Origin of the sequence: Herbaspirillum sp. ST 5-3 (assembly GCF_004804275.1) — a bacterium.
Lineage (GTDB): Bacteria > Pseudomonadota > Gammaproteobacteria > Burkholderiales > Burkholderiaceae_D > Noviherbaspirillum.
In genome coordinates, this window is sequence record NZ_STGI01000017.1 from 1 (window position 1) to 17,162 (window position 17,162).

Annotated in this window: 11 protein-coding genes; 7 read left to right on the forward strand and 4 right to left on the reverse strand. The window is 60.9% G+C overall.

The annotated features are described in order from the left end of the window. On the reverse strand, positions 1-767 hold a 767-nt coding region (locus E6W33_RS23780), incomplete at its 3' end, for a hypothetical protein (RefSeq protein WP_211097419.1). Positions 768-908: 141 nt separating this feature from the next. Beyond that, positions 909-1,031, reverse strand: a complete 123-nt coding sequence (locus E6W33_RS27910; RefSeq protein WP_282183714.1) for a hypothetical protein — start codon at positions 1,029-1,031, stop codon at positions 909-911. Between the two features lie 125 nt (positions 1,032-1,156). Between E6W33_RS27910 and E6W33_RS23785 the strand changes: the two genes are divergently transcribed. Next, a complete protein-coding gene (locus tag E6W33_RS23785) occupies positions 1,157-2,080 on the forward strand; it encodes a FecR family protein (RefSeq protein ID WP_247869766.1) in 924 nt (307 codons plus the stop codon). A gap of 180 nt (positions 2,081-2,260) precedes the next feature. Beyond that, positions 2,261-2,791, forward strand: coding sequence for a cyclic nucleotide-binding domain-containing protein (locus E6W33_RS23790; RefSeq protein WP_168798742.1), 531 nt, complete (start codon positions 2,261-2,263; stop codon positions 2,789-2,791). Positions 2,792-2,797: 6 nt separating this feature from the next. Here the strand turns inward: E6W33_RS23790 and E6W33_RS23795 are convergent, their stop codons facing one another. Further along, complete coding sequence (locus E6W33_RS23795; RefSeq protein WP_136419870.1) at positions 2,798-5,170, reverse strand: GspE/PulE family protein; 2,373 nt, start codon at positions 5,168-5,170, stop codon at positions 2,798-2,800. A gap of 346 nt (positions 5,171-5,516) precedes the next feature. Here E6W33_RS23795 and E6W33_RS23800 point away from each other — a divergent pair, with 346 nt between their 5' ends. The 4 genes from E6W33_RS23800 (at position 5,517) to E6W33_RS23815 (ending at position 10,904) form a co-directional block, all read left to right on the forward strand. Beyond that, a complete protein-coding gene (locus E6W33_RS23800; RefSeq protein ID WP_136419871.1) occupies positions 5,517-6,284 on the forward strand; it encodes a 3',5'-cyclic-nucleotide phosphodiesterase in 768 nt (255 codons plus the stop codon). A gap of 88 nt (positions 6,285-6,372) precedes the next feature. Then, complete coding sequence (locus E6W33_RS23805; protein WP_136419872.1) at positions 6,373-8,004, forward strand: HD domain-containing phosphohydrolase; 1,632 nt, start codon at positions 6,373-6,375, stop codon at positions 8,002-8,004. Positions 8,005-8,019: 15 nt separating this feature from the next. After that, positions 8,020-10,287 carry an adenylate/guanylate cyclase domain-containing protein gene (locus E6W33_RS23810; RefSeq protein ID WP_247869767.1) on the forward strand — a complete coding sequence of 756 codons (2,268 nt, stop codon included), beginning with the start codon at positions 8,020-8,022 and terminating at the stop codon, positions 10,285-10,287. A 122-nt stretch (positions 10,288-10,409) separates the two neighbouring features. Further along, complete coding sequence (locus E6W33_RS23815) at positions 10,410-10,904, forward strand: glycine zipper 2TM domain-containing protein (protein ID WP_136419873.1); 495 nt, start codon at positions 10,410-10,412, stop codon at positions 10,902-10,904. A 74-nt stretch (positions 10,905-10,978) separates the two neighbouring features. On the opposite strand, the gene E6W33_RS23820 is transcribed toward E6W33_RS23815, so the two are convergent. Next, entirely contained in the window at positions 10,979-14,458 is a 3,480-nt protein-coding gene (locus E6W33_RS23820; RefSeq protein WP_136419874.1) for a pyruvate carboxylase, read from the reverse strand. 351 nt (positions 14,459-14,809) lie between these two features. On the opposite strand from E6W33_RS23820, the gene E6W33_RS23825 reads away from it, so the two are divergent. Then, entirely contained in the window at positions 14,810-17,158 is a 2,349-nt protein-coding gene (locus tag E6W33_RS23825; RefSeq protein WP_136419875.1) for a response regulator, read from the forward strand. Positions 17,159-17,162 lie beyond the last annotated feature (4 nt).

Consider the following 17,162-nt stretch of genomic DNA (forward strand, 5'->3'; position numbering starts at 1 on the left):
CTGCCGACACTGGCGACTTGCACCGCCTCGCCGACGACAGCGGGTTGCACAGCGGTGCTGCCGACACTGGCGACTTGCACCGCCTCGCCGACGACAGCGGGTTGCACAGCGGTGCTGCCGACACTGGCGACTTGTACTGTATCGCCGACGACGCCGGGATGTACCGCAGTCTTGCCAACACTCGAGGCCTGCATTGCTTCGTCGACGCTGGATGGCTGCACAGCGGTGCTTCCATCGCTCGCGACTTGCACAACGTCGCCGTCAACGACGGGTTGTGGCACAGTGCTTCCTCCGCTATCGACTTGTGTCGCATCGCCGTCCTTGGCGGGGTGTGCAGCGGTACTGCCGACGATTTCGCAATGTACGGAAAACCAATCGCTTGCCGGTTGTTCGCAAATCTTGCCGACGCTTGCAAGCTGCACAGTATCGCCAGCGACAGCAGGTTGTAGCGTCGTGTTGCCGTCACTGGCCGCCTGTACGATATCGCCGACGCAGACCGGTTGCACCGCCGTTCTGCCTACCGTATCCCAATGCGCGGCAACGCCTTCGCTCCCTGGATGCACGGTGGTGTTACCCTCGCTTTCAGCCTGCACCATGACACCGACCTTGCCGGGTTGTACGGTCGTCCTTCCGACGACTGAACAATGCACGGTAAACGTCAGCATGCCCGGATGCGTCGCTGTATTACCCACGCTAACCCAATGTATTGCGACGCCGGCATTGGCAGGATGCAGCGCCGTGTTACCGGCGGCGAATGAATGCCTCACTGACCCTGCGCTTCCTGGTTGTGCGACAGTGTTTCCCACCGGCTCTTCCACAGACCCGGTCGTAATATCAACAACTCGGAATTCGATCCTTAATACTATTGTGACGACAACATCGACGACGCAAAGTGGAGTCGCTATCACTCAGCCGACCGGCACTTCGTCGCCCAATCCGCCAGCCTCAGCCACTTCAAGTAAGTCTTCAACTTCGTCCAGCACGCCGGAGAGCACAACAAATGAAGACAAGAAGGACGAGAGAAAAGACATCGCCGGTCCGAAAGACGAGGGAGTGAAGAAGAATGAACCCACCAAAAAAATGTATTGCAACTAGCCGGCCGTTGAAAAACGACTGCGCGGACCGATCTTCGAATCTGCCGCGCGCAATTCACGTCGTGCATGCCCGCGCTCCGCAACACCTGCACCTGTTCGCGCATCATGTTTTTCACCAAGCTGCCAAGGCACTTGCGCTGCTGGTCTTGCTCCTGTCGGCGGGCCTCGCGTTCGCCGGACAGGTGGCGGGTACGGTCGTGAACCTGAGCGGAGCGCTGCTGGCCAAGAAAGCCGACGGCACGGTGAAGATCCTCGCGGTCAAATCGACGGTGGAGCAGGGCGATACCTTGATCAGCGAGAAGGAAACCTATGCGCGCGTCAAGTTCATCGACAACAGCGAAATCACGCTGCGCCCCAACTCACAGCTGAAGATCGACAGCTTCGTCTTTGAGGAAGACAAGCAGGAGAAAGACAGCGCGACCTTCAGCCTGGTCAAGGGCGGCCTGCGTGCCGTGACCGGTGCGCTGGGCAAGCGCAGCAAGGAACGGGTTGGCGTGAACACGCCGACGGCCACCATCGGCATTCGCGGCACGACTTATATCGCCGAATACATCCCGCCGGAAGACGCAGCAGTGGCGGCTTACGGCCTGGCCAGCATGGCGGCCCTCGCACCGGCCGCCTACCGGGCTGCGACGGATGACATCCGCAGCGACATGCCCTTGCAGGCTGCGCCGCTGGAGGTGTTGCCGCTTCGGCTGGCGCAGAATGCGACGCCTCCTGCGGGCGGCATCAGCGGCGGCCGCGCACCGGGTTTGTACGTGCAGGTGCTGGACGGCATGATCCACCTGAGCAATGGCGCCGGAACGCAGAATTTTGCGGCGGGGCAGTTCGGTTATACGCCGAGCCTGCACCAGCCGCCGGTAATTCTGCCGGCCAATCCGGGCATCCAGTTCACGCCGCCGCCGAGTTTCTCGACCAGTGCCGGGCCGCAGGGCGGTGCCTCCAACGGTGGCAAGGCAGGCACTGTGGATTGCGAGGTGCGTTGAGGGCGCCAACAGAATAGGAATTTGTTCGATAAAAGAGCCGGAGAAATCCGGCTTTTTTGTTTCTCGAATCAAGTCCTTTTCTTGACACTCATGGGCTGATGTTGGATAGTTTCTACAGGGAAATGTCTCAAGCATCGCACGATTCGCGCTTTGTCCGGATACATGAATGGAGGAGGGCATATGCAGGCGCAGAAAACGGTATCAGGCCACGCGATGGATGGATTCCGCCTGATGGGGGCGGGGACCGCCTTCAAGGCACGGATCTGCGACATGATCGCCGAAACCCAGTTGTTCGCCGATTTCTGCTGGAAGGATATCGAAGCACTTGCCTGTTACATGCAATGCTATGAGGTGGCAGCCGGCACCGTCGTGTTCGAGGAGGGCAGCGCGGGCAGCTACATGTGCCTGCTGGTGGCCGGGCAGGTCGAGATCGTCAAGGACGACCACGATGGCAAGCCGCATCGGATCGTCATGATCTCGCGCGGGAAGACGGTCGGGGAGATGTCGATCATCGACGGCGAGCCGCGTTCTGCAACCTGTATCGCAAGCCAGGACAGCGTGCTGTTATTGCTCACCAAGGACAACTATCACCGCATCATCAATGAGCGGCCGGGACTTGCGGTGCATATCCTGGCCAGGCTGGCCAAGCTGATGAGCCAGCGGCTGCGCGGCGTCAGCGGACAACTGGTGGAGTATCTGGATCACGACTGAGCGTCGTCACTTGATGCAGACCGCACGCACCTGCTTGATATCGGTAATCCCGGACAGGATCTTCTCGATGCCGTCCATCTTCAGCGTCAGCATGCCATCCTCCAGCGCCGTCGCGAGCATGACCGCGACGCGGCTGTGTTCCTGGATCAGTTTCTTCAGGCGGTCGGTGCCGAGCATGAGTTCATGCAGGCCGACGCGGCCCTTGTAGCCGTTGCTGCACTGGTCGCAGCCAACCGCCTTGTACATCGTGAAGCGGCCCTGGCTGTCGCCGTAGTTCTTTGTCCATTGATCGAGCACAGCCTGCTTCGCAGCGGATTCGTCCTTGACGAAGGTCGTCGTGTTTCGCAGCTCCTCGCAGTATTCCGTCAGCAGCAGCTGCAGTTCTTCCTTCGAGGGCTCGTAAGCCATCTTGCAGTTGGAGCACAAGCGTTTGGCCAGCCGCTGCGCCAGCACGCCCAGCAGGGCGTCGGCGAAGTTGAACGGGTCCATGCCCATGTCGAGCAGGCGCACGATCGATTCCGGCGCGCTGTTGGTATGCAGCGTGGCAAATACCAGGTGGCCGGTCAGCGATGCCTCGATACCCATCGACACCGTTTCCTTGTCGCGCATTTCGCCGACCATGATGATGTCCGGGTCGGCGCGCAGGAAGGCGCGCATCGCGGTTGCGAAATCAAGACCGCTCTTGCGATTGACCTGTACCTGGCGCAAACCTTTTTGCGTGATTTCCACCGGGTCTTCGGCGGTCCAGATCTTGGTTTCCGGCGTGTTCAGGAAATTGAGGACGGAATGCAGGGTGGTCGTCTTGCCGGAACCGGTCGGGCCGCAGACAAAGAACAGGCCGTAAGGCTTGCTGACGGCGCTCTTGAGCCGCTCCAGATTGTGCGGCAGCACGCCCAGCTTATCGAGCGGAATCGGTTCGCCCGCCGCCAGGATGCGCATCACGATATCCTCGACGCCGCCGGCCGAGGGAATGGTCGCGACGCGCAATTCGATGTCCAGCGGGCCGAATTTCTTGAACTTGATCTTGCCGTCCTGCGGCTTGCGGCGCTCCGAGATGTCGAGGTCGCACATGATCTTGATGCGCGCCGAAATCGCATTGCGGTAGCTGGATGGAATTTCGATGTAGGGTTCGAGCGAGCCGTCCTTGCGGAAGCGGATCATCGTCTTTTCCTTGCCGGGGCGCGGTTCGATATGGATATCGGACGCGTTCTGACGGTAGGCGTCGATGATGATTTTGTTAACCAGTTTGACCAGCTCGTTTTCCGCCGCCGCGGAGAGATCGGCTTCGGACAATTCGACGCCGTCTTCGTCGCTGTCCTCCATGCCCGACAGCAGTTCGCCGACCGAGCCCATTTCGCTTTCGGCACCGAAGAACTGGTCGATGGTCTGCCTGAACTCGGCATTTGTCGTCACCCGATAGACCAGCTTCGCCTTGGGGAAAATGCTGTTGATGATGCGCGCATTCCTCACCTGTTCGGGATCGGTTGCGAGAATCACCACGCCTTCCGCGCTTTCTTCGATCGGCAGCCACTGGCTTTGCTCGACGAAGTCGCGCTTGAGATTCCTGAGCAGGTCGGTCGGCTTGACGCGGTCGGCCTTGAAGGGTTCGTACTGCACGCCGAAGAACTTGCCCAGCGCCTGACCGATCACCGGCAGCTTGACCTGGAACTCCTTCACCAGGACGGCTTCGATGTCGTCGCTCTTGCGGCGCGCCGAACGGGACGCGAGTTCAAGCTCGGCCGCCGACAGCACGGCTTCGGCGATCAATTGATCGTACTTCGAGCGGATCACCGGCGGCGGGCGCAGCCGCTGCGTGTAGGCAATCGCCAGCGTTTTGCCCAGCTCCTTGATGCCTTCCTCCGAGATGGCGGAGAAGGTGGTGCCGTCGCGGTTGTTGATGAGCTGGACCACGCCGAGCAATTCGTTGTTGCGTTCGTCGATGATGGGCGCCACCAGCATCTGCTTGGTGCGGTAACCGGTACGGCGGTCCACTTCGCGCAGGAAGTGCAGTTCAGGCGAATGCGCCTTCAGCTCGGCGTCGTCGTAGACGTCGCGGATATTGACCACCTTGCGCATCAGCGCAACATAGCCCGCCACGCTCTGGTCGGAAATCGGAAGGCGGAGCTGGTTGACCGAGTTGAGACCGGTCTTGACCTTCGACACGATCGAGATCTTGTCCTCGGCGACCGCGTAGACCGTGAGGCGATCAGCATTGAACAGGTCGCACACGTCCTGCGACAGGTCGAGCATGATCTCGTCGACGTTGCTCGTGGAATGGATCTTGTTGGTGACAGCCTGAAGCTTCTTGAAGAAGTTCAGGCGAATGTTGACATCGTCCTGGCTGCCGTTGCTTTTTGGGGTACCGAGAACAGCACTCATGTCATCTTGTCCATTCGTCATCGTTTGCCGTCGAATGCGCTTGCGCGGTCAGATGTCCGGGAATCCGCAGGGTATGACCGTGCCTGCCGTCGATGGCGCCAACTTCCAATAATAATGGATCGCGTTGCAAAAATGTATCACTGGCATCAGCTTAATTTTGACCGGCCACGTTGCGGCGACATAAAAGCCGCAATGGGACGGTTTCAGTCTACAATCATTCAAAAAAGAAAACGGGGGGGAGGATCATGGGAGAGCTATTTTTACTGCGCGCCGGGCGGGATTGCATACAGAGATCCGCCGTTGCGTTTCACACAACGACTGACCCGATATCAACGGGCGCCGAACGATGAAGTTGCAAGTACTTGGATGTGCCGGAGGCATCGGTGGACGCGAACGCCTCACCACGACCCTGCTGGTGGATGACGATATCCTGCTGGATGCGGGGACGGGTCTGACCAGTCTCGACATCGACCAATTGATCCTGATCGACCATGTGTTCATCACACATTGCCATCTTGATCATGTGGCTGGCCTGGCGCTGCTGCTGGACGCCGTCCAGGGCAGAAAGAGCGGCCCGGTCACCGTGCACGCCACCGAAAAGGTCATCGCCTCACTGAAGAAACATCTGTTCAATTGGGTATTGTGGCCGGACTTCGCCGTCATCCCCAGCCCCGAGACACCGACGCTGCGCTGGGAATCCATCGATCCCAACGGCAGCGTCGAGATCGACGGAAGGATCATCTGCGCCTATCCGGTCAACCATACTGCCGGGTCGTCTGCCTACTGGGTGCACAACGCAAAATCCGGTTTCCTGTTCACCGGCGACATGGCCGCAACCGCCGAGCTCTGGGCCGCGCTGGCACAGGAAAAGCAGCTCACGAAAGTGATTGTCGATTGTTCTTTTGCTAACGCCGACATGGAGATCGCGAATCGCTCGCTGCATTTCTGTCCGCGCTCGCTGCTCGCCGACATCCAGTCCGTACCGCTATCTGTCGAATTCCTGATCTACCACCTGAAGCCGGGACATGAAGACCTGATCATGCAGGAACTGCGCTCCGAAGGCGGGGCGCGCGGCTTCAAGGCGCTCAAATGCGGAGACACATTCGTGTTTTGAGTGATTGGCGTCTGACGCGTGGCGAGGGGAAAGAAGCGGCGCAACATTCACCCATTCCGGTGGCGCATCGCCACACGGTTGAACAGCAATGACCGAGCAAAATATACCTGATATCGCGCTGAGGCTGGAGCAGCTGACCGAGCTCAGCGTTGAACTCAGCACCACGCATGACACCACCGTGCTGCTGGAGAAAATCCTGCGTACGGCGAAAAGCATGACCCACGCCGACGGCGGCACCCTGTATCGCATCAGCGCCGACAAGAAGAACCTGTGCTTCTCGATCTCGATCAACGATACGCTCGGCATGTACCAGGGCGGATTGAGCGGCAATGAAGTGGCGATTCCCGATATTCCGCTAACGACCTCCACCGGCACAAAGAATCTCGGCGCGGTGGCGGCATATGCGGCCAACACCGGCGTCTCCGTGAACATCCAGGACGTCTACAAGGTCGACGTGTTCAACTTCTCCGGGATGCGCAAGTTCGACGAGACTTACCACTATCACTCGCAATCCTTCCTCACGGTGCCGATGCAGGACCATGAAGGCGAACTGATCGGTGTGCTGCAGCTGATCAACGCCAGGGATCCGCACACCGGCCAGACCCAGCCGTTTTCCGATACCGACCAGCGCTTCATCGAAGCGCTTGCGTCGCAGGCAGCGATCGCGCTCACCAACCAGCAGTTGATCCTGCGCCTGGAAGACCTGTTCGAATCTTTTGTAACCCTGATCAATATCGGCATCGACGAGAAATCGCCGCACACCGGACGGCATTGCCATCATGTGCCCTTGCTGACCATGATGCTGGCAGACGCGGCGCATGCGACCGACGCCGGGCCGCTGGCCGAATTCGAGATGAGCGAGAACGACCGCAAGCAATTGTGGCTGGCCGGTCTGCTGCATGATTGCGGCAAGATCACCACGCCGGTGCATGTGGTCGAAAAATCCACCAAGCTCGAAACCATTTTCGATCGCATTCACCTGGTCGACACGCGCTTTGAAGTCGTCAAGCGCGACGCCGAGATCCGGTCGCTGAAGGAAAAGCTCGCGAGCGGCAACGATCCGAAGCGCCATGCCGAAATCAACCGCATGCTGAGCGAAGAACTGACCCGCATGGATGCGGACCGCGACTTCCTGCGGCGCGCCAATATCGGCAGCGAAGCCATGTCGGAAGACGACCAGAAGCGCGTCACGCAGATCGCCTGCCGCTACCGCTGGATCGCGCCCGACGGATACGAGCGCGATCTGCTCAGCGAAGAAGAGATCGGCAACCTGACGATCCGCGCCGGCACGCTGAACCAGCACGAGCGCGACATCATCAACAACCATATTTCGGTCACCATCCGCATGCTGGAATCGCTGCCCTGGCCGAAGCATTTGAGCGACGTGCCGGAATACGCCGGCGGCCATCACGAGCGCATGGACGGCAAGGGCTATCCACGCGGTTTGCGTGGCGAGGAAATGTCGTGGCAGGCACGCATGATGGCGATTGCCGATATTTTCGAGGCGCTGACGGCGAAAGACCGGCCTTACAAGAAGGGCAAGACCCTGACCGAATCGCTGCACATCCTCGGCGGCTTCAAGCTGCGCAATCACATCGATCCGGACCTGTTCGACATTTTCATCCGAAAAAAGGTGTATCTCGACTATGCAAAGCGCTTCATGGACCCGGCACAGATTGATGAAGTCGATGAAGGCAAGATTCCCGGCTACACGCCCTGACCGGAGGAAGTGAACGTGCGACGCCACCTGTCCAGATATGGCGCGCGCTGGTTGCTGGCCCTGATCTTCACGCTGATCGCCGCGCTCCAGATACTGCACTTCCTGCCGACCATCCTGATCGGCCGCATCGACGATTTCATCTACGACATGCGGATGCGGGTGCAGCAGGGCGAACTCGACCCGCGCATCGTGATCGTCGACATCGACGAGAAAAGCATCGCGGAAGTCGGACGCTGGCCCTGGAACCGCGCCACAGTCGCAAGCCTGATCGAGAAGCTCGACGACAAGTACCACGTCAGGACGGTCGGCTTCGACGTGATCTTTTCCGAGCCCGACACCAGCTCCGGCTACAACACACTGGAATCGCTGGCGAACAAGGAGCTGAAGGATGTGCCCGGCTTTGGCGAACGGGTGCGCGCGCTCAAGCCGAGGTTCGACTATGACAAGCGCATGGCCATGGCACTCGACGGCAGACCGGTGGTGCTTGGCTATTTTCTCTCGAACGAGCCGACTGCCATCACCAAGGGGCTGCTGCCGCCGCCGGTGTTCACCGTCGAGCAGCTCGGCGGGCGCGAGATCGACGTATCGGTCTACCGGTCCTATACCGGCAACCTCGACGTGCTGCAGGAAGCGGCCAGAGGCGGCGGCTTCATGAATCCGACGCCCGACCTGGACGGCGTGATCCGTCGCGTTCCCCTGATCGCGCAGGTCGGCGACGGCTTCTATGAATCGCTCGCGCTTGCCACGGCGCGCGCCGGCCTCGGTGCAAGCCGGGTGAAGCCGGTCTTCTTCACCGCGGAAGAAACCCATCTCTCCGGCGACACCCTGCGCCAATACGGTGCGCTGAAGGCGATCAAGCTCAACAGCAAGCCGCATACGACCACCATCCCGCTGGATCGCAACCTGACTGCGCTGATCAATTACCGCGGGCCGGGCGGGCCGCGCGGCGGCCAGTTCCGCTATGTCTCCGCGATCGACGTCCTCAAGGAGCGCCTGCCGGTGGACGATCTCGCGGACCGCATCATCCTGGTCGGCACCACCTCGGCCGGCCTGAAGGATTTGCGCGCGGCACCGGTCAACATCGACTATCCCGGTGTCGAGATGCACGCCAACATCATCGCATCGATCCTCGACGGCGACTTCAAGCAGGAGCCCGATTTCGGCGTGGCGCTGGAGCTGGTGGAGACCGCTCTCGTCGGCATCGTGCTCGGCCTGCTGCTGCCGGTGCTGTCGCCGCTCATGTCCATCCTAGTGTCGTTCGCGACGATCGCCGGCGTCCTCGGCTTGAACCTCTACATGTACCAGTCCCTGAACTGGGTGGTGTCGGTTGCGGCGGTGCTGCTGTTGATCGGCAGCCTGTTCATCTTCAGCCTCGCCTGGGGCTATCTGTTTGAATTCCGCAAGAGTCGCGCGATGGTGAACCTGTTCGGCGAATATGTGGCGCCGGAACTGGTCGCCGAGATGGCGGAGAATCCGGAGAGCTACAACATGGAGGGCGAGAGCCGCGAACTGACCGTGCTGTTCTGCGACGTGCGCGGCTTCACCACGATTTCCGAGGGGCTGACGCCCAACGCCTTGCGCGAGTACATCAACCTGTACCTGACCGCGATGTCGGAAGATATTCGCGGCAATCGCGGCACGCTCGACAAGTACATCGGCGATGCGGTGATGGCGTTCTGGGGGGCGCCGGTGGCCTTGCCTGATCACGCCAGCCGCGCGGTGGCGACAGCATTGCAGATGCAGGCCAGCGCGAAGAAGCTGAACCAGGATTTCATCGCGCGCGGCTGGCCGCCCCTGAAGATCGGCGTCGGCCTCAATACCGGCGAGATGCGCGTGGGCGACATGGGATCGAAGATCCGCCGCGCGTATACCGTGATGGGCGATGCGGTCAATCTCTCGTCGCGGCTGGAAGGTATTACCAAGGTGTACGGCGTCGGCATTGCGGTCGGCGAAGCGACCCGGCTCGCCGCGCCGCAATTCGCCTACCGCGAACTCGATCGCGTACGGGTGAAGGGAAAGAACGAGCCGGTACCGATTTTCGAACCGCTCGGCCTGATGTCGGAACTCGACGAAGCGACCCGCAGCGCGCTCGACAAATGGCACAAGGCGCTGGAACTGGTGCGCGCACAGCAATGGGATCAGGCCGAGCAGCGGTTGTTCGAATTGCACGAGATGTATCCCGACACGGCCTTGTACGCACTTTACCTGGAGCGCATTGCGCACTACCGCGAAGTGCCGCCCGGCGCGGATTGGGATGGCGTGACGACCTTCGAGACCAAGTAAAAAACGCCGTTCCATGGACAATCCGCCCTTGCGGGAAACAACTTGTTTCAACCCTTACCGATAGACACTGGCATTGCATTCCCGTTTCGCTTTTAATGAAGCCGTTATCAGCGAGAACTGCCATGAAAACCTGTCGCACACCTGCTTCCGCCATCCTCATCGCCGCCGCGATTCTTGCCGGCTGCGCCAGCCCGGGTTATTACCCGCCCGCGACTTCGCAGTCCTATCCGGTGCCGGTGCAAAGCTATCCGGCTCCTTCACAATCGTATTACCAATCCTACGGCATGATCGACTCCATCCAGCTCCTCCAGGGCGGCACCACCGGTAATGTCGGCAATGTCGGCGTGGGCGCGGTCGTCGGCGGCGTGGTGGGTGGCTTGCTCGGCAATCAGGTTGGCGGAGGGCGCGGAAGGAAGGCCGCGACCGTTGCCGGGGTTGTCGGCGGTGCCATGATCGGCAACGAGATCGAGCGCAATTCGCAGGGACGGGATGCGTACCAGATCGGCGTACGTCTGGACAACGGCACGCATCAGACCATCACGCAGGAGAGCGCCGCGGATCTGCAGATCGGCACGCGTGTGCGGGTGGAAAACAATCGCGTGTATCGCTATTACTGATCAGCCACGATTGTTTTGCAGATAAAAAAGCCTGCATCGCTGCAGGCTTTTTTTCATGGCATGGCCGTGCTTGCTCAATCGGTGAGTTCGATCAGCAAATCCTTGGCTGTCACTACTGCGCCCGGCTTCACATGCGTGTGCTTGACCACCGCATCGCGTTCGGCACGGATCATGGTTTCCATCTTCATCGCCTCGATCGACACCAGCGGATCGCCCTTGGCGACCTTCTGGCCTGCCTTGACCGCCACGGTCACCACCATGCCCGGCATCGGCGCGCCGATGTGGTTTGCGTTGCCATCCTCGGCACGCGGATGCGTGACCAGCTTCACTGCGCCGGCACGGTCGATCCGCACCAGGCGCGGCTGACCGTTGAGCTCGAAGAACAGTTTGCTCTGTCCTTCCTCCTCCAGTTCCGTGCGGCCCTGCAGGCGGATCACCAGTCGCTTGCCCTGGTCGATGTCGACCGAAATCTCCTGGCCGTCCTTCAGGCCATAGAAGAATACCGGCGTGGGCAGCACGCTCACGTCACCGTAGTCGCGGCGATGCTCGGCATAATCGCGGAACACCTTCGGATACATGAGATACGACGCCAGTTCCTGCTCGCTGATGCTGCGGCCGACGGCCTTTTCCGCGTCCGCCTTTGCTTGTGCGAGATCGACTTCCGGCAGGTTCTTGCCGGGGCGGCCTTCCATCGGCTTGGCCCCCTTGAGCACTTTCTTTTCCAGCTCCTTCGGGAAGCCATCCGGCGGGAAACCGAGTTCTCCCTTGAACAGCGAAATCACCGATTCCGGAAATGCGATTTCCTTGTCCGGATGCTTCACCTCGTTGGGGGTAAGATCGTTGGCGACCATGAACAGGGCCATGTCGCCCACCACCTTGGAGGTTGGCGTAACCTTCACGATGTCGCCGAACAGCTGGTTAACGTCGGCATAAGCCTGCGCCACTTCCGTCCAGCGATGCTCGATGCCCATCGCGCGCGCCTGCTCGCGCAGGTTGGTGTATTGCCCGCCCGGCATTTCATGGCGGTACACGTCCGATGTGCCGGAGCGCATGTCGGCTTCGAAGGGGGCGTACTGCCGGCGCACGCCTTCCCAGTATTGCGAGATGGCAAACAGGGCTTGCTTGTCGAGTAACGGATCACGCTCGGTGTGGGACAGTGCGGCCGCGATCGAGCCGAGGTTCGGCTGCGAGGTCAGGCCGCTCATCGCATCCATGGCGCCATCCACCGCGTCGCAACCGGCTTCCACCGCCGCCAGTACCGATGCGGCGGCAATGCCGGAGGTGTCGTGCGTATGGAAGTGGATCGGCAGGCCGACTTCGTCCTTCAATGCCTTGATCAGCGCCTTGGCCGCGTGCGGTTTGCACACGCCGGCCATGTCCTTGATGGCAAGGATGTTCACACCGGCTTTTTCCAGCTCTTTCGCCATCTTGACGTAATACTGCAGGCTGTACTTCGGGCGGAACGGATCGAAGGGATCGCCCGTGTAGCAGATCGCGCCTTCGCACAGCGCGCCGGATTCGCGCACCGCATCGATGGCCACGCGCATGTTCTCCACCCAGTTCAGGGAATCGAACACGCGGAACAGGTCGACGCCGCCGGCGGCCGCCTGCTGCACGAAGTGCTTCACCACGTTATCGGCGTAATTGGTGTAACCGACCGCGTTGGAAGCGCGCAGCAGCATCTGGAACAGAACGTTGGGCACCGCCTCGCGCAACCTGGCCAGGCGTTCCCACGGGTCTTCCTTCAGGAAACGCATCGAGACGTCGAAGGTGGCGCCGCCCCAGCATTCCATCGAGAACAGGTTCGGCAGCAGGCGCGCATAGTAGGGCGCGATGGCCAGCATGTCGGCGGTGCGCATGCGGGTGGCGAACAGCGACTGGTGCGCGTCGCGCATCGTCGTGTCGGTCACCAGTACCTGCGGTTGCTCTTTCATCCATTGCGAGAATTTCTCGGCGCCGAGTTCCCTGAACTTGTCGCGCGAACCCGGAATGATCTGCCCCGACTTGCCGCTTGAAGGCAGGAGCGGCGCCGGCAGGATGCCGTCGATGCCCTTTCTGCCCTTCATTTCCGGATTGCCGTTGACCACCACATCGCCGATGAAGCGCAGCAGGCGCGTGGCGCGGTCGCGGCGCTTGGCGAACTGGAACAGCTCCGGCGTGGTATCGATGAAGCGGGTGATGCATTCGCCCGACTTGAACATCGGGTGGTTGATCACGTTTTCGAGGAAGGGCAGGTTGGTCGACACGCCGCGGATGCGGAATTCGCGCAATGCGCGGTCCATGCGGGCGATGGCCTCATCCGAGGTCGGCGCCCAGGCGGTGACTTTCACCAGCAGGGAATCGTAGTAGGGCGTGATGACCGCGCCGGAATAGGCGGTGCCGCCGTCGAGACGCACGCCGAAGCCGGCCGCGCTGCGGTAGGCGACCAGGCGGCCGTAGTCGGGGGTGAAGTTGTTTTCCGGATCCTCGGTGGTGACGCGGCATTGCAGCGCATGGCCGTTGAGGCGGATGTCCGCTTGCACGGGAATGCCGGCGTCATGCTCGTCCTTGTCGCCGATCTTCGCGCCTTCCGAGACGCGGATCTGGGCTTTCACGATGTCGATGCCGGTGACCTGTTCGGTCACGGTGTGCTCGACCTGGATGCGCGGGTTGACTTCGATGAAGTAGAACTTGCCGGTGTCGGCGTCCATCAGGAATTCGACCGTGCCGGCGTGCGTGTAGTTGACGGCTTTCCCCAGACGCAGGGCAGCGTCGCACAATTCGGCGCGGGTCGCCTCGTCGAGGTAGGGCGCCGGAGCACGTTCGACCACTTTCTGGTTGCGGCGCTGCACCGAGCAGTCGCGCTCGAACAGGTGCACCAGGTTGCCGTGAGTGTCGCCCAGCAGTTGCACTTCGACATGGCGCGCGCGGCGCACCAGCTTTTCCAGGTACATCTCGTCATTGCCGAAAGCGGCTGCGGCTTCGCGCCGTGCAACTTCGAGCTGGCCGGGCAGCTCGGCCTCGGATTCGATCACCCGCATGCCGCGACCGCCGCCGCCCCAGCTGGCCTTGAGCATCAGCGGATAGCCGACTTCGGCGGCAAGTTTCTTTGCCTTTTCGATGTCATGCGGCAGGGCCGAGGTGGCCGGCATGACAGGCACGCCAGCGGAAATCGCCGCATTGCGCGCCGCGACCTTGTTGCCCAGCGTGCGCATGACTTCCGGTTGCGGGCCGATGAACATGATGCCGTTCGCCGCGCAGGCTTCGGCGAAATCCGGGTTCTCGGACAGAAAGCCATAGCCGGGATGGATCGCATCGACGCCCGCTTCCTTGGCGATGCGGATGATGTCGTCGATGTCGAGATAGGCGGCGATCGGCTTCTTGCCTTCGCCGACGAGATAGCTTTCGTCGGCCTTGAAGCGGTGCAGCGCGAAGCGGTCTTCGGCGGCGTAGATCGCGACGGTACGCATGCTCAGTTCGGCGGCAGCGCGCATGACGCGGATGGCGATTTCGGAACGGTTGGCGACCAGGATCTTGTGGATCGGCCGCGCCTGGTGATGAACGTTTGATGTCATGGTGGAGTAGTACAGGATGGGTAATTTGCGCTTCGCGCAAGGATAAATTAAATCGCTTGCGAAAAGGTGAAACTTTTTCATTCCGCCGCGTTCGTGTCGCGTGCAAGAAACGGGGGCGGATATAGCACGGTCGTGCGCATAATCCGGTGCAAGGAACCATTCTCATTCGGCTTGCCTCCAATTGAACAATTGATCAGCGACACGCGGCGGACCGGTGCCGGAATGCGCGTTGTGGTCCGCTCGGATGCGCCGACGTTTCATCGAATCATCATTCGCATTCGATGACATGAATGGATCGTGTCGATTGGAAAGAGCTGCCGCAATGAAATAGTGCCTGCCTGCCGTCAGACCATGGACAACAACCTGACGTCCGCCCAACTCAACGGCATTCTCAGCATTGCCGACGACGCGATCATTTGCGTGGATAGCGCGCAGAGAATCATTCTGTTCAATCAGGGCGCGGAGCGCACCTTCGGCTGGAGCGCCGAGGAAGCCAAAGGCAAGCCGCTCAATCTCCTGCTGCCTCCGCGCTATCACGCGGAGCACGGCAAGCACATCGATCGCTTCGACAAGTCCGGCCTGACTGCGCGCAAGATGGCGGAACGACAGGCCATCTATGCCGTGCGCAAGGACGGCACCGAATTTCCCGCGGAAGCATCGATTTCGAAACTGGAGGCCGACAGCGGCACGATCCATACCGTGATCCTGCGCGACATCTCCAAGCGCAAGGCCTACGAACGCGACCTGGAAACGGCCAAGGAAAGGGCCGAGGCCGCGATGCAGGCCAAGAGCATGTTCCTCGCCAACATGAGCCATGAGATCCGCACGCCGCTCAACGCCGTCATCGGAATGACCAGCCTGTTGCTCAACACCCACATCAACGATGAGCAGCGCGACTACACCGAAACGATCCGCGCCAGCAGCGAGGTGCTGCTCACCATCATCAATGACATTCTCGACTATTCCAAGATCGAAATCGGCCGACTGGAAATCGAGCGGCAGCCCTTCGACCTGCGGCGCTGCATCGAGGAGTCGCTGGATCTGCTGTCCTCCGAGGCGAGCGAGAAAAACATCAATCTCGCGTACTTCATCGATGACAGCGTGCCGGCGGCGCTGGTTTCCGATGTCACCCGGCTGCGCCAGATTCTCGTCAACCTGTTGTCGAATTCGATCAAGTTTACGCATCGCGGCGAAGTGGTGGTATCCGTGTCGGCGGTGCCCTTCGGCGATGCGAGGTACGAAGTGCTTTTCGCGGTGAAGGATACTGGCATCGGCATTCCGCAAGAGCGGCTGGCCGAATTGTTCCAGGCCTTCACCCAGGTCGATGCCTCGACCACGCGCAAGTATGGCGGCACCGGACTCGGCCTTGCCATCAGCAAGCGCCTGACGGAAATCATGGGCGGCAGGATGTGGGTGGAGAGCGAGGTCGGCAACGGCTCGACCTTTTACTTCACCATCGTTGCCGAAGCATCCGGATCGCAACTGGCGCGCAGCTTTCTGCAGGAGCGCTCTTCCGCACTGGCGGGAAAGCATGTGCTGATCGTTGACGACAACAGCACCAACCGGCGCATCCTGGTCAAGCAGGCGCTGCTCTGGGGCATGGTGCCGTCGGCCGCCGCATCGGCCATCGAGGCGCTCGACCTCGTGCGCCACGGGCATGCGTTTGACGTCGGCATACTCGACATGAGCATGCCGGAGATGGACGGCCTTGGACTTGCGCTTGAAATCCGCAAATATCGCGATGAAAAGGCGTTGCCGCTGATCATGCTGACCTCGGTCGCGCATCGACCGCGCGACGCGAAAATGAGTGAAGTGAAGTTTTCAGCCTATCTCAACAAGCCCATCAAGCCGACTGCCTTGTTCGACGCCTTGCTGCATTCGATGCGGATCGAGCCCATACATACGCCGCTGCGGCGGCCGACGGCGGCCAGCGAGCGGCTGTCCGAAACGGTGCCGCTGAAGATTCTGGTTGCGGAGGACAATACCGTCAACCAGAAAGTGGTGCAGCAATTGCTCGCGCATCTGGGCTATCGCGCGGATGTGGTCGCCAACGGCATCGAAGTGCTCGATGCCCTGGAACGGCAGAACTACGACGTGGTCCTGATGGATGTGCAGATGCCGGAAATGGACGGGCTGGAAGCGACGCGGCGCTTGCGTGCGCGCTACGGTGCGAACGTGCCGCCGCGAGTAATCGCGATGACGGCCAATGCGATGCCCGGCGATCGCGAACGCTGCCTGGCCGCGGGAATGGATGCCTATGTGTCCAAGCCGATCGAACTGGACGATGTGCGCGCGGTGCTGATCGCCGTGTCCACGCCATCCAGGGACGAAGTCGTGCCGGAGGGGACGGAAGTCATCGATCGCCGCCGCATTCACCAGCTGATGGAGTTGCAGGACGAAGACAATCCGACGCTGGTGTCCGACATCATCGAACTGTTCGTCACCGACTCTCCAAAGCATCTGAACAACATCGCGACCGCACTGGCAGAAGGGAAGGCCGAGGCGCTGGAGTCGGCCGCTCATCGTTTCCTTTCCAGCATTGAAAACCTCGGCGCGGACCGCATGCGCAAGCACTGCATGGAACTCGAACGGATGGGCAAGGAAGATGCGATCGAGGGCGCGCAGCCATTGTACGAGGCATTGCAGCGCGAATTCGACATCGCGCGCCAGCACTTGCGTGGCATCGTGTCCGCGCCCTGACTCA